The following is a 23349-nucleotide window of genomic DNA, read 5'->3' on the forward strand; positions in this document are numbered from 1 at the left end:
TCTTAACCACCTCGCCAAAACCTACCAAAATATGGTGTTGGTTTATTAGCGCTGATTTAGTGGGGATCCCTCAGCGCCGAGGCGGGATTTTTTTTATGCCAACGTGCGGCGGGCAAAATCTTTGGGTCGGAAGCCGAGCAAGCCCAACATCACAAAGTAGGCGCCGCCACCGATGGCGCACACCGCCGCCAGACGCAGTAAACGCCACCACATCTGCCCCTCTTCCCACGCCGGCATCACATACAGAATGCCGAGCAGTGCAGCGGCCATCACCACCACCGCAATAAACAACCGCACAAGGAAGCTGAGCCAGCCAGGCTGCGGCTGGAAAATATCTTGCTTGCGTAATTGCCAGTAAAGCAGCGCGGCGTTAAGACAGGCCGCCAGACCAATCGATAATGACAGCCCAGCATGCTTAAGCGGGCCAATAAAGGCCAGGTTCATCAGCTGTGTCATGATCAGTGTGACGATAGCAATTTTAACCGGCGTTTTGATGTCCTGACGGGAATAGAAACCGGGTGCCAGTACTTTCACCACAATCAGCCCCATCAAGCCCACCGAATAAGCGACCAACGCGCGTTGCGTCATGGCGGCATCAAACGCCGTGAATTTACCGTACTGGAACAAAGCCACCGTCAACGGCCCGGAAAGAATGCCCAATGCCACCGCGCTGGGCAGCGCCAGCAGGAAGCACAAACGCAAACCCCAATCCATTAAACGGGAATATTCGTCATGATTACCGCTGGCAAAACTCTTCGCCAGTGACGGCAACAAAATGGTGCCTAATGCCACACCCAGCACGCCGGAAGGGAACTCCATCAGTCGGTCAGCATAGTACATCCAGGATACCGAACCGGAGACAAGGAAGGAGGCAAAAATGGTGTTGATGATCAACGAAATCTGACTCACCGACACACCGAGAATGGCTGGCCCCATCTGACGCATCACGCGCCATACGCCCGCATCACGCAGATTAACGCGTGGCAGCACCAGCATGCCAATTTTCTTCAGATGCGGCAGCTGGTAGAAGAGCTGCAGAACGCCCCCCACCACCACGGCCCATGCCAGTGCCATCACCGGCGGATGGAAGTGTGGCGCGGCAAACACGGCAAAACCAATCATGCTGATATTCAGCAGCGTGGGGGCAAACGCGGGTACCGAAAAGCGATTCCAGGTGTTGAGAATCGCCCCTGCCAGGGACGCGAGGGAGATCAGCAGAATATAAGGAAAGGTCACGCGCAACAGCGAACTGGTCAGGGCAAATTTATCCGCTGTATCGGCAAATCCTGGCGCCGTCACGATAATCACCCAAGGTGCGGCAATCATGCCCAGCACCGTCACCACTGCCAACACCAGCGTCAGCAAACCCGAGACATAAGCGACAAACACACGCGTGGCGTCTTCACCCTGTTTACTTTTGTACTCGGCGAGAATGGGCACGAACGCCTGTGAAAATGCACCTTCGGCAAAAATACGGCGCAACAGATTAGGCAGCTTGAAGGCAACGAAGAAAGCATCGGTGGCCATCCCGGCACCGAAAACGCGGGCCACAATGGCATCACGGGCAAAACCCAGCACGCGGGAAAACAGCGTCATCGAACTGACCGCAGCCAGCGATTTCAACAAATTCATAGTGTGTGGCGCATCCTGAAAAGTTTCGGATAAATGAGCAACTTAGCGCGGACATCCTGTGATGTCCGGCGATAGTCTACTGCCACAGCGGGAAATGACCAGCATTGAGTGTTACAAGGGGTTATTCCTGTTCAGCATCTCGCCACAGTTTTTCTATCCAACGCTGCGCTGCCAGCGCCTGTTCACCACTGGTTTCAGGCATCGTCTGATTTTCTACGCATTGAATAAAATGGCGTGCTGCGCCGCTAAAACCACGCTGCGTCAGGTGGTCTTGCCAGGCTGGCGGCGCGCTGCGATACAAACCACTGCTGTTCTCTTGTTGCCAGTCACGCATTTCGTTGATTTCGATATAGTCGCCGTCACAGATAGCACTGACCACTTCACGCTGTGTGCCGGCACGCCGATGCATGCTGGTGGTGATTTGCAGCGCACCTGCCGAGAAGTGATGCTCCGCGTACAGCATCGCACCCTCGTCATTAGTCTCAATGTGGCCTTGCTCGCGCGTCAGTTTGCCTCCCGCCAGCCACAGTGCGGTATCAACCACATGCAGATAATCATCCAGCAAGGTAAAACGCAGATCATGAGGGCCGACGCTATCCGCGCGATGTTTCTCAATGCGTAAAGAGGCTGCACGCGGCATTTCAATTTTCAACTGCTGATAGCGTGGCGCAAAACGGCGATTGAACGCCACCATCAATTTACGTTTCCGCTTCTCGGCCAACGCCACCAGGGTTTCAGCTTGCTGCAAGGTTTCGGCTAAGGGTTTATCGACACAGACATCTTTACCCGCCAGCAGCAGTGCTTGCACCACCTCAAAATGGCTGGCGGTACTGCTGTGCACAAATACCGCGTCACTGGCCGCGGCCAGTGCATCGAGCCGGCTAAAATAAGGCAGACGATAGCTGTCGCAGATCGGCTGCGCTTTTGCCTGATTGGGCGAAAAAGCCCCGGCTAACTGCCAGCCTGTCGCCTGAGACAACACCGGCAACCAGGCTTTCTGCGCGATGCCGCCTAATCCCACCATGCCAATACGCAGCGTCATCTTAATGCTCCTGTTGCAGCAATTGTTCCAGCTGCGCCACCCGGGCTTCTAACTGTGCAACGCGTGTAGCAAGGTCATCGTGGTTAACTGCACTGACGTTTTCGGATGCTTCTTCCAGCACATCACCACCGAAAAGGTGCATGTAGCGGCTTTCGCGTTTGCCCGGCTCACGTGCAAGGCGCACCACCATCGGGCCATCATCCCGCGTAATTAATCCGTTGAGCGTCTGCTCCACTTCGCTCATGTCGCTGAATTCATGCAGGCGGCCACTGCGGGTACGCAGTTCGCCTGGCGTCTGAGCACCGCGCAAAAACAGCAAGGTCAATACCGCCACTTCAGCACTGCTGAGTTGCAGGTTGCCAAACGCCGAGTTGCAGAAGCGCTGCTCATATTTGCTCACGCGCTGACCAAAACCGCTATTGGAGGTCACCAGATGCTTCTTCACCAGCTCATCAAGTTGTGACTGCACCTCCATTTCGCTGAGGGTCATCACCGGTTCGCGGTTCGATTTTTGATTGCAGGCGGTGACCACGCCATTGAGGGAAAGTGGATACTGTTCGGGCGTAGTGACCTGCTTTTCCAGCAGGCAGCCAATAACGCGCAGCGCCTGAGCAGAGAGTGCCATCTTCATTTTCAATTCCTTATTATTGTCCACGACGATCCGGGGTCCAGTCGCGCCAGGTGAGCGCCGTGAGGACATGATCCTGCCAGCGTCCATCAATCAGCAAATAGTCTTTCGCATAACCCTCTTTCTCAAAACCGAGTCGTGCCAGCAGATCGCCACTGCGCTGATTATGCGGCATATAGTTGGCCATGATGCGATGAATACGTTGCTGGCGCTGCATATAGCGAATCGCCGACTGCAACGCTTCAAACATCATGCCCTGCCCTTGCCACTTTTCGCCCAGCGAATAGCCGAGATAACAGGCGTGAAAGGAACCGCGCAGCACATTACTGAAATTCGCGACACCGCGTATTTCATGCTCTTCCTGGTCCATCAACACAAAATAGTAGGCAGATCCCTGTTTGTGCATATCAGCGATCAATCCTAAACGCGCCTGCCAGCCGGAGGGATAGCAGTGGCTTTCATCACGCACCGGCTCCCAGGGTTTGAGAAAAACGCGATTTTCGGCGTAATAATCCGCCAGTCGCCAGGCATCGCGTTCGTGCACTAAACGAACCACCAAACGGTCGGTAGTGAGGCGCACGCGTGGGCCAGCAGAACGATAGCCAAACATCATGACTCCTGAAATCCATAACTTTAAGAAAGATGTACGCCAGCGGCGATACTTCTCACTATAACCGTCACCTTGGCTGCGGTAAAACCCTTGCCATAGGGCAAAGTAATTCTTCCCGATCCAGGATTAATATTCCTGCTCATGCGATTAAAAAATATCATCCTGATAACCCTGTTTTTCCCCTGTTGGCAGGCGGAAAATAGACCAACTGGTCTCTTTCTCTTCTCTCCTGCTCAGGATAAAGCATGTCTCGGGTAGCGCGGGCACGACGCCTCGGTAAAACATTTTTGTTAGTAGATAACATGCTGGTGGTTTTAGGGTTTTTCGTGGTATTCCCCCTGATTTCCATTCACTTTGTTGAGCAGCTCGGCTGGGCGGCATTAATGGTCGGCATCGCGCTGGGTCTGCGTCAATTTGTGCAGCAAGGATTGGGCATTTTTGGCGGTGCTATTGCTGACCGCTTTGGTGCGCGTCCCTTGATTGTGACGGGCATGTTGATGCGCGCCGCCGGGTTTGCCTGCATGGCGCTGGCACACCAACCTTGGCTGCTATGGCTGGCCTGCTTGCTCTCGGGGCTGGGCGGCACGTTGTTTGATCCGCCCCGCAGTGCCATGGTGGTTAAGCTGGTACGTGCTCGTGAGCGCGGGCGCTTTTTCTCCCTTCTGATGATGCAAGACAGCGCCGGTGCGGTATTGGGGGCGCTGGTCGGCAGTTGGCTGCTGGCGTGGGATTTCCGTCTGGTGTGCTGGGTGGGTGCAGCGGTATTTGTCGCGGCGGCCATCTTTAACGCCGTGTGGCTACCGGCATGGCGCATTTCGACCGAACGGATTGCCATGCGCGAAGGCATGCAGCGGGTCTGGCAAGATAAGCGTTTTCGCCTCTATGTGCTGACGCTGACCGGCTATTACATCCTGGCGGTGCAAGTGATGCTGATGCTGCCCGTGATGGTCAACCAGGTGGCGGGCGCGCCTGCGGCGGTGAAATGGATGTATGCCATCGAAGCCATGTTGTCATTGAGCCTGCTCTATCCGCTGGCACGCTGGAGCGAAAAACGTTTTCGTTTGGAAACGCGCCTGATGGCCGGTTTGTTCCTGATGACCTTCAGCCTGCTGCCAGTAGGCATGACCGAGTCATTGCCCTCTCTGTTTATGCTCATTGGCGTGTTTTATCTCGGTTCCATCATTGCCGAACCGGCGCGAGAAACGCTTAGCGCTTCGCTGGCCAGTTCACGCGCTCGCGGAAGTTACATGGGCTTCAGCCGATTAGGGCTCGCCATTGGAGGGTTAATTGGCTACTCCGGCGGCGGCTGGATGTTTGATGTTGGGCAGCAGATGGCACTGCCTGAACTGCCATGGATGTTATTGAGCAGCGTTGGCATGGTCACGCTTATGGCCTTGTGGTGGCAGTTCCAACCACGCCCGGTGGCACCGGCCATCTTCAGCAGCTAGTTTGCCCCTGTTGATAATCTCTTCCATACTTCCCGCACGTCCGGAAAAAGGGTGACGCTTGTCACCCTTATCATCACAGGAGAAGCGGGATGAAACTTTACATCTACGATCACTGCCCTTTCTGCGTCAAAGCGCGCATGATTTTTGGTTTAAAAAATCTGCCTGTCGAGCTGATCGTCATGCTCAATGACGACGAGCAGATGCCAAAGAAACTGATTGGTCAGAAGATGGCCCCGATACTGCAAAAGGCCGATGGCAGTGCGATGCCGGAAAGCATGGATATTGTGCGACTGGTGGATAAGCAAGACCGCGAACCGCTGCTGAACGGCAAAAATAACCCGGCGATCAGTGACTGGCTGCGCCGCGTCAATGGCTACATTAATAAGCTGCTGATCCCTCGTATTGCTGACGCCGCCTTTGCTGAGTTTGCCACGCCTGAAGCGCGCAACTATTTCCGCGATAAAAAGCAGGCCAGCCTCGGTGACTTTGGCGAACTGCGCAAACACGCGCCGGGACTGATTAAAAATATCAGTGATGATTTGCGCCAGCTCGATAAGTTGATCGTCAAACCCAATGCGGTCAATGGCGAACTGTCTGAAGACGACATCAATCTCTTCCCGCTGTTACGCTCCCTGACGCTGGTTGCCGGTATCGACTGGCCCAGCCGCGTCGCCGATTATCGTGACAACATGGCGAAGCAAACGCAGATTAACCTGCTCTCTTCTATCGCTGCATAATCTGTGCTTTACGAGAAACGCATCGGCGTTTCTCGTCCCTCTCCTGGTGACTCCTGGCCCGCTTTCAGGCAGGCTATGCCGGGTTTGCCATATCATTCAGGAAGAGGAACGATGAAAAAGGCGATGTACGGGCTACTGGCCCTGTTTTTAGCCGTGCTATTGAGCGGCTGTAACCAATTGACGCAATACACCATCAGCGAACAAGAAGTGAATCAGGCGCTGCAAAAGCGCAATAACTTCGAGAAAGACGTCGGCGTTTCTGGGCTGGTGAATGCGCATATTGTCCTAAGCGATCTGAATAGCCAGATTGGCCGCGAAGAACCGGGAAAGATCACCCTTTCCGGTAAAGCCAACATCAATGTCAGCTCACTGTTTGGCCCGCAGCAGGCCGAAATGCAGCTGAAAATGAAGGCACAGCCAGTGTTCAATGCTCAGGAAGGGGCGATTTACCTGCATGACATGGAGATCGTCGATGCCCAGGTGCAGCCGGAAAAAATGGCCTCCATTATGAAGACCCTGACGCCCTACCTGAATGAGTCGCTAAAGCGCTATTTCAATGAAAAACCGGCCTATGTGCTGAGTGAAGATCGCAGTAAAGGTGAAGCTTTGGCGAAGAAATTTGCCAAAGGCATTGAGGTAAAACCTGGACAACTGGTGATTCCGTTTACGGATTAACCGACACAACCGCACCATCAGGTGCGGTTTTTCATGACAGCAACAAAATCCCGTGCAAACGGTTGCTCACACCCTTATGATTACTCCCCGGCCTAAACGTGCCCTTTCGTTTTTTTCTTAGCCGGAGCCTTTTGAATGACAGCCCAACCCCAGCAAATCACGATTCGCCGCCCTGACGACTGGCACATCCATCTGCGCGATGGCGCGATGCTCAATGCAGTACTGCCTTATACCAGTGCGGTGAACGGTCGTGCGATTGTCATGCCAAACCTGGTTCCGCCAGTCACCAGCGTTGAAGCCGCTGTTGCTTATCGCGAACGCATTCTTGCCGCGCTGCCAGCAGAACATGCTTTCACCCCACTGATGACCTGCTACCTCACGGATTCATTAGATCCGGATGAAATTGAACGCGGCTTCCGCAACGGCACTTTCACCGCCGCTAAGCTATACCCCGCTCATGCCACCACGAACTCCAGCCATGGCGTTACCAATATTGATTCCATTGCCAAGGTGTTAGAGCGTATGCAGCAGCTCGGTATGCCGATGTTGGTTCATGGCGAAGTCACGGATTCACACATCGATATTTTTGACCGCGAAGCGCGCTTTATTGAAACCGTGCTGGAGCCGCTGCGTCAGCGCTTCCCGGCATTAAAAGTCGTCATGGAACACATTACGACTAAAGAAGCTGCGGAGTACCTCGCGGCAGGTAACGAATTCCTTGGCGCCACCATCACGCCTCAACACCTGATGTTCAACCGTAACCACATGCTGGTGGGCGGCGTGCGCCCGCATCTTTATTGCCTGCCGATTCTAAAACGCAATATCCATCAGGAAGCGTTGCGTAAATTGGTCGCCAGTGGCAACCGTCGCGTGTTCCTTGGCACGGATACCGCACCCCATTTGCGCCATCTGAAAGAAGCCAGCTGCGGCTGCGCGGGTGTATTTAACGCACCGACCTCTCTGCCGGCCTACGCCACGGTGTTTGAAGATTTGAATGCGCTGGAACACTTTGAAGCGTTCTGTTCAGAGAATGGTCCCAACTTCTATGGCTTGCCACTCAACGAAGGCACCTTAACCCTGGTACGTGAAACCTGGACAGTGCAGGAAAGCGTTCAGGTCGCCGACGATACACTGGTCCCCTTCCTGGCCGGTGAGACCCTCAACTGGCGCATAAAAGAATAACGTTGCATCTGTTGCCTTCGGCATAATTATACTGTACAAATAAACAGTATATTATCCCGGAGGCTTTTATGCGTGTTGAAATTACCGTTGCGAAAACTCAGCCCCTTCCCCCAGGCGCACTGGATGCACTCAGTGCAGAACTGACCCGCCGTATTTCTCGTGATTTCCCCGATGACGATCACCATGTCAAAGTCCGCTATGCCGGCGGCAACCAGCTCAGCGTATTCGGCGGCGGCAAAGACACGCGGGAGCGTATTAGCGATATTTTACAAGAAACGTGGGAAAGTGCAGACGACTGGTTTATTACTGATTAACTGCCGCAGTGCCGTTTTACCGGGTTTCGCCACCCGGTTTTTTTGTTTTTATTTCCCCCTCGCCAGATAAACTCGCTGCATCTAGACTCTGATCAAACGATCCCCTATTCTTGCCTCGTCATGCTTACAGGAGGTGTTTTACATGACTACTGAAAAACCAGAAGAGGCGATGACCTTTGGTGAGTTACTGGCTTTAATTGCCGAACAACAGCGCCGATTAACCGTGCTGGAAAACGCATTTGCCAGTTTAACGTTCTGTCTCGACGATCGTGCCAGTCAGTTACTGGTGCACAATCTGTCGCTCGAAGCACAAAACCAGAACCATGACGCACAGTTACAGCAGCATTTTACCCGGTTAGCGGAAGAGATTCAGAAACGCAATGGCCAGTCGCCCACAGAACCTCAGGCCTGAGACCAACACTTTCTCTGGTGTCGAGAGTGCCTAAAGTTTCTGGTTTGGTAAGCCGATAATGCTGTTACTGATACGCGTTAGTTTATCGAATAAATGCCCGTCTCACTGGGCATGCTATTATTCGACGAAAGTCGCATTCTAAACGCAATTATTTTAGTTCAGATTTAGAACACCCCACTTTTTAACTATTGTACCGCCTGTTTCATGTTATAATTGTCCCGCTAGTGCAAGAAAAGCCGCATTGAACCTCAAGAAGCACTTCGTTTAACGAGTAATATGGAGGTTATAATGGACAGAAATAAAGACGTCATTCAGACTCATCCGCTGGTAGGATGGGACATCAGTACTGTAGACAGTTATGACGCCATGATGATCCGCCTGCACTCGCTATCATCGCAGGATCAGAAAGAAGAAGAAGCTGACGTGGGGCCCACCTACTGGCTGACTACCGATGTAGCCAGACAGTTCATCTCGATACTCGAAGCTGGCATTGCAAAGATAGAGTCCACAGAGCAATACCTTCGCGATAATCAAAAGCACTAATTTCTTATCTTCGCGTGAAAGGGCACCCAACAGGGTGCCTTTTTCATGGGCGCTCTCTTTTGGTATGCTGTTGAAAATTTTCGCCGTTTTGCAGGAGTGATGGGGTTATGGTTTATGATCTGATTGTGGTGGGCAGTGGATCGGTCGGGGCAGCCGCCGGTTTTTATGCCACTCAGGCTGGCTTATCCGTACTGATGATTGATAGTGCCCACCCGCCACACAATCAAGGCACGCACCATGGTGAAACTCGCTTGATCCGTCATGCGTATGGTGAAGGTGAACGTTATGTCCCTTTGGTGTTACGTGCGCAAACTCTGTGGGACGAGCTGGAACAGCAGAGCGGTGAACGCATTATGCATCGCAGCGGTATTCTTAACCTTGCGCCCATCACTTCTTCGTTTATCCAGAACGTCATCGACAGCGCGAAAGCGTTTCAACTGGACGTAAAAGTGCTGCAGGCTGATGAGGTGCGCAAGCGCTGGCCGCAGGTTAGCGTACCAGACGGATACATTGGCGTATTTGAACCTCATTCCGGCTTCCTCAAATGTGAACAGGCCGTGCGCAGTTGGGTGCAATTGGCCGAGCAAGCGGGCTGTGCCCAGCTGTTTAACTGTCCAGTTAGTGAAATTGGCCGCGATGGTGATCTTCAGCAGGTCACAACGCGTGACGGCGTGTTTCGCGCACGTAAACTGCTTATCAGCGCCGGAACCTGGGTCAGCCAGTTAGTGAAAGATTTGCCGGTCACGCCGGTGCGTAAAGTCTTCGCCTGGTATCAGGCTGACGGTCGTTACAGTGAGAATAACCAATTCCCTGGTTTCACCGTAGAGATGCCAGACGGTACTCATTTTTATGGCTTCCCAGCAGATAACAACGCCTTAAAAGTGGGCCGCCATGATGGTGGACAGCCGATGCAGAAACCTGAGGATCGCAAGCCCTTTGGTAGCATCGCCGCGGATGGTAATGAAGCCTTTAGTTTCCTGCGCCAGTTCCTGCCCGGTGTGGGAGTTTGTTTACATGGTGAAGCGTGCAGCTATGACAACACGCCAGATGAAGACTTCATTATTGATACGCTGCCGGGCGAACCCAATCGTTTGATCATCACCGGGTTGAGTGGACACGGTTTTAAATTTGCCAGCGTGCTGGGTGAACTGGCTAGCGAGTTTGCGCAGGATAAACCGTTCTCCTTCGATCTTGCTCCGTTTTCATTGGATCGATTCGCATAAAATGTCCTGGTGCTGGCGCACTGACGCGCCAGGCTGATTGACATAAATTGACGTTAATTGTTATTTCATGAAACTTTGCCGTAAGCGATGACGCATTTGGTGTAGTAATTGCCCCTTTATTCATTTTTATCCTCATCGATAACACCCTGCCTTCAATAATCCTGGTTAACTTTTAAATAATCACTCATTTATTCCGAATATCATTTCGGAAGTTATAGAAAAGTAAGCCTGATTGCTTTCACATTTCAAAATGTGGATGCTCATTGCTACTTATTTCAATCGCTGGTTCACGAACATGTGGCGTAATTCACCCCAACACTTCGGGCTCGTCTCCATTTTATTACACTGGTTGATGGCGCTGGCTATTTACGGCATGTTTGCATTGGGTTTATGGATGGTCGGCTTGGGGTATTACGATAGCTGGTACCACAACGCTCCGGAAATCCATAAAGGCATCGGCATCCTGTTGTTTGCCGCACTGCTACTGCGCCTGTGCTGGCGTGTGATTTCCCCTACTCCTGTGCCGCTCAAACAGTACTCACCGCAGGTTCGCCGTGCCGCCAGCGCCGCGCACTGGCTGCTGTATGGGCTGTTGCTGGTTCTCTTATTGAGCGGCTATCTCATCTCTACTGCCGATGGCAAACCTATTTCTGTTTTTGGCTGGTTCAATGTACCCGCCCTGTTCAGTGGAGCCGGCGTCCAAGCTGACCTGGCGGGGGATGTGCATTTATGGCTGGCATGGAGTTTGGTGCTGCTTTCCGCGCTGCATGTGCTGGCCGCGTTGAAACACCATTTTATCGATCGAGATGTGACCCTAAAAAGGATGCTGGGTTACCGCATCCCCTTAACCTCTGAAAAGGAAAAGTAACATGTTGAAGAAAACGATATTGGCGTTGAGCGCCGCCGGTTTACTGAGCACCGGTTTTATGGCTAACGCTGCGGAGTATAAGTTTGATAAAGAAGGCCAGCATGCCTTTGTGCAGTTCCGCATTCAGCATCTGGGTTACAGTTGGTTGTACGGCACCTTTAAAGACTTTGACGGTACTTTTACCTTTGACGAAGCGAATCCGGCCGCAGATAAAGTTAACGTCACCCTCAATACTGCCAGCCTTGATACCAATCATGCTGAGCGTGACAAACATATCCGCAGTGCCGACTTCCTGAATACCGCAAAATTCCCGCAGGCCACTTTTACCTCCACAGCGGTGAAAAAAGAGGGGCAGGATTATAAGGTCACCGGCGATCTCACGCTGAATGGCGTGACGAAACCGATCACGCTGGATGCCAAATTAATCGGCGAAGGCAAAGATCCTTGGGGCGGTTATCGCGCAGGGTTTGAAGCCAGCGGCAATATCGTCCTGAAAGAGTTTAATATCAGCAAAGATCTCGGACCCGCATCGCAAACGGCAGAACTGATCATTTCGGTAGAGGGTGTACGTCAATAGCATATATATACCCTAAATACTTCGAGTCCCCTCATGGGGCCTACTCTTGGTGCAGGAAGGCGGCAACTGAACGAATCCCCGGGAGCATACACCAGTATGTGACTGGGGTGAGTGAAGGCAGCCAACGCACCAGCGGCTTGAAGTATGACGGGTATATAGCCTGAAGCCGGGTGACTTCAGGCTATTAAACGATTACTTCTTCTCGGGTACAGGAATAGCCATGGTCATGTTCAGTAATCCGCGAGATTTATTGAACACTTTATTGCCATTTTCCCGACCAGCACGGCGTGCGCGCTGCTCTTCAGGTTCCAGCTTGGACTCTTCCATGCAGATAGGGCTGCAGCAGTTATGGTACTTCTCTGCACAGCTTGGGCACTGAATAAACAGCAGATGGCAGCCGTCATTGACGCAGTTAGTATGGCTATCGCAAGGCGCGCCACACTGGTGGCAACTGGAAAGAATATCGTCGGAAATACGCTCCCCCATACGTTCATCAAAGACAAAGTTTTTGCCTTTGAAACGCACCGGTAAACCCTGCTCACGGGCGCGACGGGTATATTCAATTATGCCGCCCTCAATGTGGGACACATCGTTGAAGCCGTTGTGTTTCATCCACGCGCTGGCTTTTTCACAGCGAATGCCGCCGGTGCAATACATGACAATTTTTTTGTCTTTCTGGTCCTGCAGCATATCCACTGCCATCGGCAGTTGATCGCGGAACGTATCAGCCGGGACTTCAATGGCATTATCGAAATGCCCCACTTCGAATTCGTAGTGATTACGCATATCGACAAAAACCACTTCCGGGTCGTCGAGCAAGGCATTCACGTCCGCGGCTTTTAAATAGGCGCCGACATCACTGGCATCAAAGCTCGTGTCTTCTATCCCGTCCGCGACAATGCGTTCGCGCACTTTAAGACGTAACACCCAGAATGATTTACCGTCATCGTCTAACGCAATGTTCATACGCAGATTGTTGAACGCCGGGTCAAACGCATAGAGCGCAGCCTTCATGGCTTCATACTGGCTGGCGGGCACACTGATTTGCGCGTTAATCCCTTCATGAGCAACGTACACGCGGCCAAACACCTTGAGCCTGGTCATCTCAACATAGAGGGCGTCACGGAATGCTTTAGGGTCGGCAATCTGGAAGTATTTATAAAAAGAGACTGTGGTACGTGGTTCGGTTTCCGCCAACATACGTTCTTTCAGCTCTTTATTGGAAACGAGGTTGTGTAACACTGGCATGGTGTTCTTCCTGTTAGCAATCAGAGAAATTTAGCGCGCACATGATACCTGAATTCCCCCTGAAGCAAAGCCCCTGGACGGATTATCCTGCCAGCCGTGATTATGGGCGCAGTTCTGCGCTGCCATTGCATTTTAATGCGCAAAGCTGCTGCCTTTAGCCAACGTGCAAGCTATGCTTGATTTCAGTCAGCAAGAAAAAATGGCATAATCGCGGCAAATAACAGAAACCGGACTCTCTGGCACAAGACGCAGGATACTGACATTTCAATGACTCAACTTCCCCAATTTACTCGTGAGCTTCTTCATCCACGTTACTGGTTTACCTGGATTGGCATTGGTTTCCTTTACCTGTTGGTATTACTCCCCTACCCGGTTCTGCACGCGTTTGGCTGTGGTCTGGGCCGTGTAGCGATGCGCTTTATGAAGCGTCGTGTTGAAGTAGCGCAACGTAACCTTGAACTGTGTTTCCCTGACATGCCCACCAGCGAACGTGAGGCGATGGTAAAGCATAATTTTGAATCAGTCGGAATGGGGCTGATTGAAACCGGTATGGCGTGGTTCTGGCCTGACTGGCGCATCCAGAAATGGGTAAAAACCACTGGGCTTGAGCATGTGGCTAATGCCTTGGCCGAGAAACGCGGGATTTTACTGATTGGCATGCATTTTCTCACCCTTGAACTGGGCGCGCGCGTATTCGGTATGCACAATCCGGGCATTGGTGTTTACCGCCCCAACGACAACAAGTTGATTGACTGGCTGCAGACGTGGGGAAGAATGCGCTCCAATAAAAGCATGCTTGATCGTAAGGATCTCAAAGGCATGATTCGCGCCATGAAGAACAATGACATCATCTGGTATGCTCCCGACCATGATTATGGTCCACGCAGCAGCGTCTTTGCGCCGTTCTTCGCCGTGCAGGATGCCGCAACTACCACTGGCACGCATATGCTGATTCGTTTGGGCAATCCCAGCGTGGTGCCTTTTCTGGCGCGCCGCCTGCCTAATGGACGCGGCTATGAATTAAAGATGATGCCCGACATTCGTGCGAAGTTCTCACTGGAAAGCGAACTTGATACAGCAACCGTGATGAATAAAGTGGTTGAAGAGTCCGTTCTACTCGCACCAGAACAATACATGTGGTTGCACCGTCGTTTTAAAACTCGCCCCGAAGGTCAACCATCCCTGTATTAATGTGATGTGGAGCACACTCTGTGTTCCACTGTTTTCTGTATGAATTTGGCTTATATCACAATGATATCCGGCTAATTTTGGTAAAACTGGACCAGTCGGAACTCAGGATGATTGTTTCATTGGTACCATCTTTAACTTTATTCAATGTGATAAAACATCAGTGGCGATGCAGAATCTTAATCTTTGTTAACAAAATGTGAACATCATCCCGTGTAACTTATTGAAATTCCCTCTAACAGCATCAACGCCATTTACTGATTGAAATATGGGCGCACGGATCTGATTTTCATCCATTCCAGGCCTATTCCTATTTAATATTGCTGAATGCTTTGGCTCCGCTTATCAATGCAGTAAAATTAACTTACTTAACAAGGTATTGTCTTAGTGCCTGACCACTATATGCCACTTTCATGTTTTTAAAACTATCCTTATTCCATTCTGGAATTTGTCCGCGAAATCGATTCCAGTTAGTTTCAACCGTGACAGTTAGTTCAATAACTGCCCTTCTAAAAATATAAAAAGATTACACACAGCAAATATATCGCAGGTACTTATAATATGAATAAAGGCATCTATTACTACGTAACGATCAGTACCGATCAAGAGGGCTATCACCTTCTGCATCGGAAAGAGTGTAAACGTCTACCCGTAAAGGAGGATATGGTTTTTATCGGTACGCTCTATAATTTAAATCAGGCTTTATCGACTGCGAGAATTAATTTTAAAAAGGTGAAACCCTGTATTAAATGCTGCATCCGTTATTCTGCCCCAATTATTCGCGAGTCTGTACGTCCTGTACTGCATTTCCCGCAAAAGATGATATAAACGGTATGGGTGGTTGAATTTCCCTCAACCACCCACCGTTATTTTCTCGCCGCTCTGCACACTGCCATTTTTTTGTCTATTCTTCTGTGAAATCCTCTTTCTAGCGACAAGGAGTTCACCATGAACCTGTTTAGCACCCTCGAAGAAGCCATTGAAGCTGCACGTGAAGAGTTTCTTGCCAGCCAATCTGATATCACCGCAGACGATGCCAGTGTGAGTCAGTTCGCGCTGCAAAAGTATGTCATGCAAGATGGCGACACTATGTGGCAGGCCGAGTTTTTCGCCGACGAAGATGATCAAGGAGAATGCCTGCCTATCTGCAGCGGCGAAGCCGCACAGGCGGTGTTTGACGGTGATTTTGATGAAGTCGAACTGCGTCAGGAGTGGCAGTCAGAAAATACCCTGCACGAGTGGGATGAAGGTGAATTCCAGCTTGAACCTCCGCGTGACCTCGAAGAAGGCGAGGCTGCAGCGGAAGAGTGGGAAGATGACGATAGCCCCTCAGACAACTGGGCGTAACATTTACTCGTACGGACCGTGATGGGCATCAACCGGTAATAGCAGGGTGTCCATCACCAGCGAGAGCGGCAAATCTAAAATGGTCAGGACGCGCCACGGCCCGTCACGGACATCCCACTGTACGCCAGGATAATATTGGCTACCGTGCCCTTGGCCGGGAATGGTACGACTTATGATACTGCCACAACCGCTCAATAGCAGAATCGCGGCGCTGAGTACGGTTAATTTCAGGAAATCTTTCACAACATTTACTCACAATGAACTGGCGTCAGTTTAACCGCCCGCGTAGTGAAATAACCACACCTCAATACGTAAAGATTACGTTAGTCAGAATCATGGCAAAAAAAAGCGGCATTTCTGCCGCTTTTCGATTTTCCATCTTAACGCTGAGGCAATGCCTCAGGATTGAGTTTCAGCTTTTGATAGCTCTCCACCCATTGATGATATTTATCCGCACTTTCCCACAAACGTGAATGCACACGTGCCAGTACCACCGGGTCACTGATTAACTGCAAGCGTTGCTCGCGGTTCAGTTTTTCCGGTGCATCGCTCAAGGCCTGATCGACGCGACGATCACGCGCATGATCCAGCAAGGTACTTTGCTTGTGACGTGAGGTCGCCATGGCTGTCGCCAGCGCGTTAAACGCCGGGTTGAACAGTGCGTGCATAAAGCCATTCTTCAGCGCGCGCTGGCGGTTCACTTGTAAGTAGTGATCGGTATCGACCAGCTCTTTCGGCGGCTCATACTCTTCCGGAATCAGGAACAGTTTGGCGTTCTTACTTTTCTGCCCCACAGTTGCACGGCTCGACATCACCGAGACAAAAGGTGACAGAATCAGTGAGAACACAATCGGCGCCAACCACCACAGGAAGTTGAGATCCAGCACGCCCATACCCACTGCCCAGACAATACCTAACAGCATTTGCGAACCATGGCGGCGGAAAGCTTCACCCCATGGCGTGGCATCGTCGTCACGCTGCGGTGAGTTCCAGACCACTTCCCAACCAAGGAAGGCGCTGACCACAAACACCGTGTGGAACAGCATACGCACCGGCGCTAACAGCACCGAGAACAGCATTTCCAGTATCAGTGAGCAGAACAAGCGGATGGCGCCACCATAAGGTTTTGCTCCTTTACACCAGATCAGCACGACACTGAGCAGTTTCGGCAGGAACAGCAGCACCAGGGTGGTAGAGAACAGCGCAATCGCCAGATCAGGACGCCACTGCGGCCACACCGGGAACAGCTGGCGCGGTTGCAGGAAGTAGGTCGGCTCCATGAGCGTATGCACCACCTGCAAAGCGGTGGACAAGGCGAGGAACATAAACCACAACGGCGCTGACAGGTAAGACATCACCCCGGTCAGGAACACCGCACGGTGCACCGGGTGCATACCTTTTACCAGGAACAGGCGGAAGTTCATCAGGTTACCGTGACACCAGCGACGGTCACGCTTCAGTTCATCCAGCAAGTTCGGCGGCAGCTCTTCATAAGAGCCAGGCAGATCATAGGCGATCCACACCCCCCAACCGGCACGGCGCATTAAGGCCGCTTCAACGAAGTCATGCGACAGGATCGAGCCCGCGAAGGAACCTTCACCCGGTAGCGGTGCCAGCGCACAGTGTTCGATAAACGGCTGAACACGGATGATGGCGTTATGGCCCCAGTAGTGCGACTCCCCTAACTGCCAGAAGTGCAGACCGGCCGTAAACAGCGGACCATATACGCGCGTGGCAAACTGCTGGCAGCGAGCATACAGGGTATCCATACCGGACGCTTTAGGTGACGACTGGATGATACCAGCGTTCGGGTTCGCTTCCATCATGCGCACCAGACCGCACAAGCACTCACCGCTCATCACGCTATCGGCATCCAGCACCACCATGTAGCTGTAGTTGCTCCCCCAGCGACGGCAGAAGTCATCGATGTTGCCACTTTTACGCTTCACACGGCGACGGCGACGGCGGTAGAAAATCTTCCCTGCCCCACCGACATCACGAACCAGCTCCATCCACGCTTTCTGCTCGGCGATGGCAATATCGGCATCGTAGCTGTCGCTCAGGATATAAACATCGAAGTGCTCGGCATTACCGGTACGCTGCACCGATTCCCAGGTGGCACGCAGTCCGGCGAACACACGCTCAACATCCTCATTACAGATAGGCATGATCAACGCAGTACGGTGTTCAGGATTGAGTGGTTCATCACCGGTGGTGGAATAGGAGATGCTGTACTTATCGCGGCCAATCAGCAGTTGCAGGAACCCCATTAAAGCAGTCCAGAAACCGGCGGAGACCCAGCAGAACAAAATGGCAAACAGGAACAAAATTCCGGTTTGTAATATGTACGGCAGGATCAGCTCAACCGACTGCAACCAGTTCTGGTTAAACAACTCGATCGGATCGAGCAGTGTCCAGCCCTGATAAGGCAGAATGGTCTTCATGTACCAGGTGGCAACCACAGTCTGCAACAGCGTCAGGATCAGCAGCACGTAACGACGCATAGAGCCCACATGGCGCCATTTGTCTTCCGTCTTCTGTTCTTCTGCCGTGGCATAGCGCGGGGTGGATTTCTGACCACGCAGTGAATCCCAGGCGCGGGCAATCGGGTTAGTCCGCCAGATTTCCGGGAACATCAGCGATCGCTTCACTTTTGGCATCGCCTTCAGTGTGGTGCGGTCAAGATAATCCTTGCTGAGCTGTTGGCCATCTGCCAGCGAATCTGGCCACGCCATTTGCACGCGGGATGACACCGATTTGAGCGGCGCATCGTCCGGGCGCTCGCTGGCGGCGTTATCCTGCCCTAGCGACGTATGAATAGCGTGGAACGCCTGAGCATGCTGAAGCGAATCGCTCAGACGAGCCCGCCCTGCCGCATCTAGCGGCAGAGCTTCCACGTAAGATTGAGGTAGAAATATCGATTTATTCATTGGCAGGTAACTGATAGCTCCAGGTTTCCGTCAATGTCTTGTCGCCGCTCACCAGCGCCGCACGCATTTCGGTCGGCTGCTTGTTATCTTTCACGCGCAGACGCAACACTAAACGCCAGCCTTTGGTTACCGGGTTGTAGCGTACGCTTTGCTCAACCACATCGGCGTTATTGCCCACGCTGACCTGCGGCGCGACTTGCGTATTGTCAGGCAGCTTGCTCATCGCTTTACCGACGAAATCGATGGTAAAGGCGATGGAGCCATCTGGCTGACGCACCAGATTAGACTGTTTAACATCACCTGCTGAACGCAGCGTGTTTTTCACCCATGCCACATCATCTTGATGCAACAGGTTTTCATCACGCGTGAAGTGCAGGCGATACTGGAAGTTCATCTCTTTGCCTGGATCAGGCAGTTTTTCCGGCGTCCAGAACGCAACGATGTTGTCGTTGGTTTCATCGGCGGTCGGGATTTCAACCAGCTCAACACGGCCTTTACCCCAGTCACCCATTGGTTCAACCCAGCCACTTGGGCGCAGGTCGTAGCGATCGTCGAGATCCTGATAGTGGCTGAAGTCACGACCACGTTGCAGCAGACCGAAACCTTTCGGGTTTTCGATGGTGAAGGTACTCACCGCCAGATGTTTCGGGTTATTCAGCGGACGCCAAATCCACTCACCGTTGCCCGCGTGAATCGACAGACCATTGGAGTCATGCAATTCATTACGGAAATTGGTGACTGGCGATGGCTGATTAGCGCCAAACAGGAACATACTGGTGAGCGGAGCCACACCCAGTTTGCCGACGTTGTCACGCAGGTAGACTTTCGACTGCACATCAACCGTCGACTCTTTGCCCGGCTTGATGATAAAGCGATAGGCTCCGGCGGCACGCGGTGAATCCAGCAGTGCATAGATCACCAGCTGTTTGTCCTGCGGTTTTGGACGTTCAATCCAGAACTCTTTAAAGCGCGGGAACTCTTCACCTGACGGCAACGCCGTATCAATGGCTAAACCACGCGCTGAAAGACCGTAAACCTGACCTTCACCAATCACGCGGAAGTAGCTGGCGCCGAGGAAACTGGCAATCTCGTCGTCTTTACCCTTTTTGTTCAGCGGGTACAGCACCTTGAAACCGGCAAAGCCGAGATTTTTAACCGAATCAGCATCGTGTTTGACGTTGCCGAAGTTGAAATAGTCGGGGTTGTATTTGATTTCGCGAACTGAAGACGCCGTGACCTCATTAATTTTCACTGGCGTATCGAAATACATGCCCTGATGGTAGAACTCGAGCTTAAACGGCGTGCGCAGTTTGCCCCAGTATGCTTTGTCGTGGTTAAACTGGATTTGCTGATAATCCGCAAATTTCATATCACGAAACTGAGAGGGTAAGTTGCTCTTCGGCGCTTCGTAACCTTTCCCTGCCAACGCCTTAGCTTGTTTTGCCACATCATCAATGTTGAACGCCCAGCTATTGTTGGCGTACAACGCCAGCAGAACTGCCGCGCCTACCCAGCGCATTTTTACCAGTCCTACTTTATTATTCACTTTATTTAGCACATCCCCCCCTTTCGTGCGCTTAAATCAAACCTGTTTATCTTAAAGGATTATTCGGTTTTCCGACAGCATATGCACAAGATTGTTCCGCTGATTTGTAAGCTAAAAGAGTGCTTTTCGGATAATTAAACCCTTCAGGTTAAGATACAGAATCACCTGATAGTATACGCTGTTTACAGGCGGTAGAATTTTCATCCAGCATAATCTGGTTTCAGGGCGAAACCGGCAAGTAAACTGACAAATTGGAAGCTTATGAGTTCAGCAAAACCCGAACGCGAATATTTTCTCGACTCCATCCGAGCATATTTGATGTTATTAGGCGTACCCTTTCACGTCTCTCTGATTTACTCCACTCAGCGCTGGGCAGTTAACAGCCAGGATGCCTCTATGTGGCTAACGGTGTTGAATGATTTTATTCACGCGTTCCGTATGCAGGTCTTCTTCGTTATATCCGGTTATTTTTCCTACATGCTCTATCTGCGCTATAAGCCTCAACGCTGGTTGAAGGTGCGCATGGAGCGTGTTGGCATCCCCCTTTTGACCGCCATTCCGCTGATTACGTTGCCGCAGTTTTTTATGCTAAAAAACCTCACGGATAAGGTAGGGAATTGGGATAGCTTTTCGCTGTATGACAAGTACAACACTCTGGCCTGGGAACTGATTTCTCACCTGTGGTTTTTGCTGGTACTGGTGATCCTGACAGCACTGGGAATGTTGACGTTCCGTTGGTTACGTACCCAGCAACGCCGCATTGATTATCAGCAGATTGGCTGGGGGAAATTGACGCTGGCCTTTTTGGCTTATGCGCTGCTGTGGTGCCTGTTACGCCGCGCCCTGTTTTACACCGTACCCGCGGTTTTCGCCGACGGTTTGTTTAGCGTAGCCGTGATGCAAACTCTGACCTTCCTGCCGTTCTTTATGCTGGGTGCCTTGGCCTGGAAGCATCAGGCATTGAAAGCGCTGTTCGTGCGTTTCAACCCGGTGATGTGCTTTGGTGCCATCGCCGTGTTTATTGCTTACAGCTTGAACCAGCGCTATAGCAGCGGCGACGGTTGGTTATATGAAATTGATGCCATTGTCTCGACCCTGATGGGGTTGTGTATGTTGAATGTCTGTTTTAGCTTTGGTCACAAACTGCTGAACAGCCATTCACCGCGCATTATGTATCTGGTGAATGCCTCGCTGTTTATCTACCTGGTGCACCATCCACTGACCATTCTGTACGGTATTTACGTGGTGCCACACATCAGTAGCAACACACTGGGCTTCTTTGTCGGTTTAGCGATGGTGTTTGGTATCGCCTTTACTCTGTACGAAATCCATCTACGTATCCCGCTACTGCGCTTCCTGTTCTCGGGTAAACCGCAACGGAAATAGTGGCATGGTTTCAGGCAATTTGCCCTTTTTGACAACACGCTCTGAAGCTGATGAGCAGGCTGGGGCTGCTCCGGGGCAGGCATCCGCAGCGCTGAGCTGAGTGAGTATGCCAGGAGAGCCCGCAGGACGCGGGCGAAAGGTGGCGCTGGAACATGGATGTTCCATCGGCACCGGTCCGTTAAGGCAGACGAGTGAAGTGAAGGCACCGCGACAGCGGCGCGAGGACCGCCAGCCCCGGAGCGGCCCCAGACGGCGTTATCGTCAGTCGTTTAAAGGACAAGCTTATGGCGACCGAATGCGCCAGAGCGGCTGGTATTAGCCCGAGAGTCGCTACAGCAACCACTCCACCGGTAAGCGCCACACTAGTCGCACCAACAGTCGTTGCATCAAGGTGCACTGCGGTTCGTGTTTATGCACCACTTCGCCCGACTCCCCTTCGTACTCCACCCAGTTCACGCGCCCCCAGTTATCCAGCCTTAATGTCCAGGCACGATCGCGCATCCCGGCAATAAAGCGTTGATGGGTTTGCTGCGCTAAGGTTTCACTTTCAATCACCAAGCCCATCTCGGTATTTAACACCGCCGATCGCGGATCAAAATTAAACGAGCCGATAAACACCTTGCGGTTATCCACGGTGAAGGTCTTGGCGTGCAAACTCGATCCTGAGTTACCGGTCAAACCGCGGTCGTGTGGCGCTTCGCTGGCATTGTCCTGCGGCTTCATCTCATACAGCGCAATGCCATGGCGCAGTAATTTTTTACGCCAGCGTGCATAACCGGCGTGAACAACTGAGACATCGTTTGCCGCCAGCGAGTTGGTCAGTACCGCGATCTTCACACCGCGGCGCTTAAGCGCCACCAGTTGCGCCACACCCGCGCGCGTCGGCACAAAATAAGCTGAAATAATGTCGAATTGCTGCTGTGGGGTGCCGATCACCTCCAGCATACGCTGCGGTAGCAGGCTTGAGCGCTTGGCCTTGCCTAACCCTTTGCGCGGGTCGTCGCTTAACAACCGCGATTCCGCCCAAGTCATCTGCATAGAGCCCTGCTCCATCTGACTCACAAACGATGAGTGTTCCAGCCTGGCAAGATAGCGCTGCACCGCCTCGCTCTGCCGCCATTCCGCCGGTAAGCGCACGGCTTGATGCGCATCGCCGGAGACATCGACCACACTGCGCAATGGCGAAACCGCTTTACTGTTCCAGTACCGCTCAAAATCGTGCGCTACCTGTTGCACCACAGGTCCAATCGCCAGAACGTCCAGGTCAGTGAACAGCGGCTCATCGCCGGTACCAAAATATTCATCGCCGATATTACGGCCCCCCACCAGCGTCACCGCGCCATCTACCGTCAGACTCTTGTTGTGCATACGGCGATTAAGGCGAGCGAAATCGGTTAAATAACCCAGCGCACGCAAAGTTCGAAAGGAAAAGGGATTGAACAGCCGCACGGCAATATTGGGATGGCGATCAAGCTCGGCCAACGTGTCATCGAGGCCTGGCGTGTTGTTGTCATCCAGCAGTAAACGCACCTGAACGCCGCGTTCGGCGGCATCCAGTAAGGCGCTAAACAGCAATCGGCCTGACATATCGTTGTGCCAGATGTAGTACTGCACATCGATAGTGTGCTGCGCCATGCCCATCACCTGGTATCGCGCAGCAAATGCATCTAACCCATCGTTGAGCGGATGAATACCGCTCATATCCGGATGCAGCGCACAGCGCGCATCAATAATCTCTCGCAACCCCTCACCTGACGGCGATGGATATTGCACCGGTGCTGGTTCACTCATATCGAATCCCTGAATTCGCTGG

At 52.2% G+C, this 23349-nt stretch carries 23 protein-coding genes; 14 read left to right on the forward strand and 9 right to left on the reverse strand.

Annotated features, from left to right (window positions below):
* Positions 1–93 precede the first annotated feature (93 nt).
* The 4 genes from murJ to rimJ form a co-directional block, all read right to left on the reverse strand.
* Positions 94–1632 carry a murein biosynthesis integral membrane protein MurJ gene (murJ, locus tag QMZ30_RS24600; protein WP_039333626.1) on the reverse strand — a complete coding sequence of 513 codons (1539 nt, stop codon included), beginning with the start codon at positions 1630–1632 and terminating at the stop codon, positions 94–96.
* Positions 1633–1753: 121 nt separating this feature from the next.
* Positions 1754–2674, reverse strand: coding sequence for a Gfo/Idh/MocA family protein (locus QMZ30_RS24605; protein ID WP_283229259.1), 921 nt, complete (start codon positions 2672–2674; stop codon positions 1754–1756).
* A 1-nt stretch (position 2675) separates the two neighbouring features.
* A complete protein-coding gene (locus QMZ30_RS24610; RefSeq protein ID WP_283229260.1) occupies positions 2676–3305 on the reverse strand; it encodes a DUF480 domain-containing protein in 630 nt (209 codons plus the stop codon).
* A gap of 13 nt (positions 3306–3318) precedes the next feature.
* Positions 3319–3912 carry a ribosomal protein S5-alanine N-acetyltransferase gene (gene rimJ / locus QMZ30_RS24615; RefSeq protein WP_039333620.1) on the reverse strand — a complete coding sequence of 198 codons (594 nt, stop codon included), beginning with the start codon at positions 3910–3912 and terminating at the stop codon, positions 3319–3321.
* Between the two features lie 245 nt (positions 3913–4157).
* On the opposite strand from rimJ, the gene mdtH reads away from it, so the two are divergent.
* The 10 genes from mdtH to QMZ30_RS24665 all read left to right on the forward strand — a co-directional run bounded on the left by mdtH (position 4158) and on the right by QMZ30_RS24665 (position 11891).
* Positions 4158–5360: a multidrug efflux MFS transporter MdtH gene (gene mdtH, locus QMZ30_RS24620; protein ID WP_283229261.1), complete on the forward strand. Its 1203-nt coding sequence runs from the start codon at positions 4158–4160 to the stop codon at positions 5358–5360.
* An 89-nt stretch (positions 5361–5449) separates the two neighbouring features.
* Positions 5450–6097: a glutaredoxin 2 gene (gene grxB, locus QMZ30_RS24625; RefSeq protein ID WP_039333616.1), complete on the forward strand. Its 648-nt coding sequence runs from the start codon at positions 5450–5452 to the stop codon at positions 6095–6097.
* A gap of 111 nt (positions 6098–6208) precedes the next feature.
* Positions 6209–6772 carry a lipoprotein gene (locus tag QMZ30_RS24630; protein ID WP_039333614.1) on the forward strand — a complete coding sequence of 188 codons (564 nt, stop codon included), beginning with the start codon at positions 6209–6211 and terminating at the stop codon, positions 6770–6772.
* A 135-nt stretch (positions 6773–6907) separates the two neighbouring features.
* Entirely contained in the window at positions 6908–7954 is a 1047-nt protein-coding gene (pyrC, locus tag QMZ30_RS24635; protein WP_283229262.1) for a dihydroorotase, read from the forward strand.
* 68 nt (positions 7955–8022) lie between these two features.
* On the forward strand, positions 8023–8268 hold the full coding sequence (dinI, locus tag QMZ30_RS24640; RefSeq protein ID WP_039337104.1) for a DNA damage-inducible protein I: 246 nt from the start codon (positions 8023–8025) through the stop codon (positions 8266–8268).
* 142 nt (positions 8269–8410) lie between these two features.
* Positions 8411–8680 carry a hypothetical protein gene (locus QMZ30_RS24645; RefSeq protein WP_282997089.1) on the forward strand — a complete coding sequence of 90 codons (270 nt, stop codon included), beginning with the start codon at positions 8411–8413 and terminating at the stop codon, positions 8678–8680.
* A gap of 288 nt (positions 8681–8968) precedes the next feature.
* Complete coding sequence (gene bssS / locus QMZ30_RS24650; RefSeq protein ID WP_013508627.1) at positions 8969–9223, forward strand: biofilm formation regulator BssS; 255 nt, start codon at positions 8969–8971, stop codon at positions 9221–9223.
* A gap of 107 nt (positions 9224–9330) precedes the next feature.
* Positions 9331–10446 carry an N-methyl-L-tryptophan oxidase gene (gene solA / locus QMZ30_RS24655; protein WP_282995813.1) on the forward strand — a complete coding sequence of 372 codons (1116 nt, stop codon included), beginning with the start codon at positions 9331–9333 and terminating at the stop codon, positions 10444–10446.
* A 295-nt stretch (positions 10447–10741) separates the two neighbouring features.
* Positions 10742–11314 (forward strand): cytochrome b, encoded by a 573-nt coding sequence (locus QMZ30_RS24660; RefSeq protein ID WP_282995812.1) that lies wholly within the window; start codon positions 10742–10744, stop codon positions 11312–11314.
* Position 11315: 1 nt separating this feature from the next.
* On the forward strand, positions 11316–11891 hold the full coding sequence (locus tag QMZ30_RS24665; RefSeq protein ID WP_502921499.1) for a YceI family protein: 576 nt from the start codon (positions 11316–11318) through the stop codon (positions 11889–11891).
* A gap of 192 nt (positions 11892–12083) precedes the next feature.
* Here QMZ30_RS24665 and trhO read toward each other — a convergent pair whose 3' ends face one another.
* Positions 12084–13139 carry an oxygen-dependent tRNA uridine(34) hydroxylase TrhO gene (gene trhO, locus QMZ30_RS24670; RefSeq protein WP_039337098.1) on the reverse strand — a complete coding sequence of 352 codons (1056 nt, stop codon included), beginning with the start codon at positions 13137–13139 and terminating at the stop codon, positions 12084–12086.
* A 267-nt stretch (positions 13140–13406) separates the two neighbouring features.
* Between trhO and QMZ30_RS24675 the strand changes: the two genes are divergently transcribed.
* The 3 genes from QMZ30_RS24675 to QMZ30_RS24685 all read left to right on the forward strand — a co-directional run bounded on the left by QMZ30_RS24675 (position 13407) and on the right by QMZ30_RS24685 (position 15674).
* Positions 13407–14330 (forward strand): Kdo(2)-lipid IV(A) acyltransferase, encoded by a 924-nt coding sequence (locus tag QMZ30_RS24675; protein ID WP_282995811.1) that lies wholly within the window; start codon positions 13407–13409, stop codon positions 14328–14330.
* Positions 14331–14888: 558 nt separating this feature from the next.
* Positions 14889–15155: a hypothetical protein gene (locus tag QMZ30_RS24680; protein ID WP_034820172.1), complete on the forward strand. Its 267-nt coding sequence runs from the start codon at positions 14889–14891 to the stop codon at positions 15153–15155.
* A gap of 120 nt (positions 15156–15275) precedes the next feature.
* The gene (locus tag QMZ30_RS24685) at positions 15276–15674 is read left to right on the forward strand and encodes a MysB family protein (RefSeq protein WP_283229263.1); all 399 of its coding nucleotides are present in this window, start codon (positions 15276–15278) and stop codon (positions 15672–15674) included.
* A 3-nt stretch (positions 15675–15677) separates the two neighbouring features.
* On the opposite strand, the gene QMZ30_RS24690 is transcribed toward QMZ30_RS24685, so the two are convergent.
* The 3 genes from QMZ30_RS24690 to QMZ30_RS24700 all read right to left on the reverse strand — a co-directional run bounded on the left by QMZ30_RS24690 (position 15678) and on the right by QMZ30_RS24700 (position 20132).
* Complete coding sequence (locus QMZ30_RS24690; RefSeq protein ID WP_283229264.1) at positions 15678–15917, reverse strand: YceK/YidQ family lipoprotein; 240 nt, start codon at positions 15915–15917, stop codon at positions 15678–15680.
* 137 nt (positions 15918–16054) lie between these two features.
* The gene (gene mdoH, locus QMZ30_RS24695) at positions 16055–18604 is read right to left on the reverse strand and encodes a glucans biosynthesis glucosyltransferase MdoH (protein ID WP_039337092.1); all 2550 of its coding nucleotides are present in this window, start codon (positions 18602–18604) and stop codon (positions 16055–16057) included.
* Positions 18597–20132: a glucan biosynthesis protein G gene (locus QMZ30_RS24700; protein ID WP_201023826.1), complete on the reverse strand. Its 1536-nt coding sequence runs from the start codon at positions 20130–20132 to the stop codon at positions 18597–18599. Before QMZ30_RS24700 ends, mdoH begins: the two co-directional genes overlap by 8 nt.
* A gap of 279 nt (positions 20133–20411) precedes the next feature.
* Between QMZ30_RS24700 and mdoC the strand changes: the two genes are divergently transcribed.
* A complete protein-coding gene (mdoC, locus tag QMZ30_RS24705; RefSeq protein ID WP_283229265.1) occupies positions 20412–21536 on the forward strand; it encodes a glucans biosynthesis protein MdoC in 1125 nt (374 codons plus the stop codon).
* A gap of 330 nt (positions 21537–21866) precedes the next feature.
* Here mdoC and QMZ30_RS24710 read toward each other — a convergent pair whose 3' ends face one another.
* On the reverse strand, positions 21867–23327 hold the full coding sequence (locus QMZ30_RS24710; RefSeq protein WP_283229266.1) for a phospholipase D-like domain-containing protein: 1461 nt from the start codon (positions 23325–23327) through the stop codon (positions 21867–21869).
* Positions 23328–23349: the final 22 nt, after the last annotated feature.

The organism is Pantoea sp. EA-12, assembly GCF_030053355.1.
In the GTDB taxonomy this organism is placed as follows: domain Bacteria; phylum Pseudomonadota; class Gammaproteobacteria; order Enterobacterales; family Enterobacteriaceae; genus Pantoea; species Pantoea vagans_C.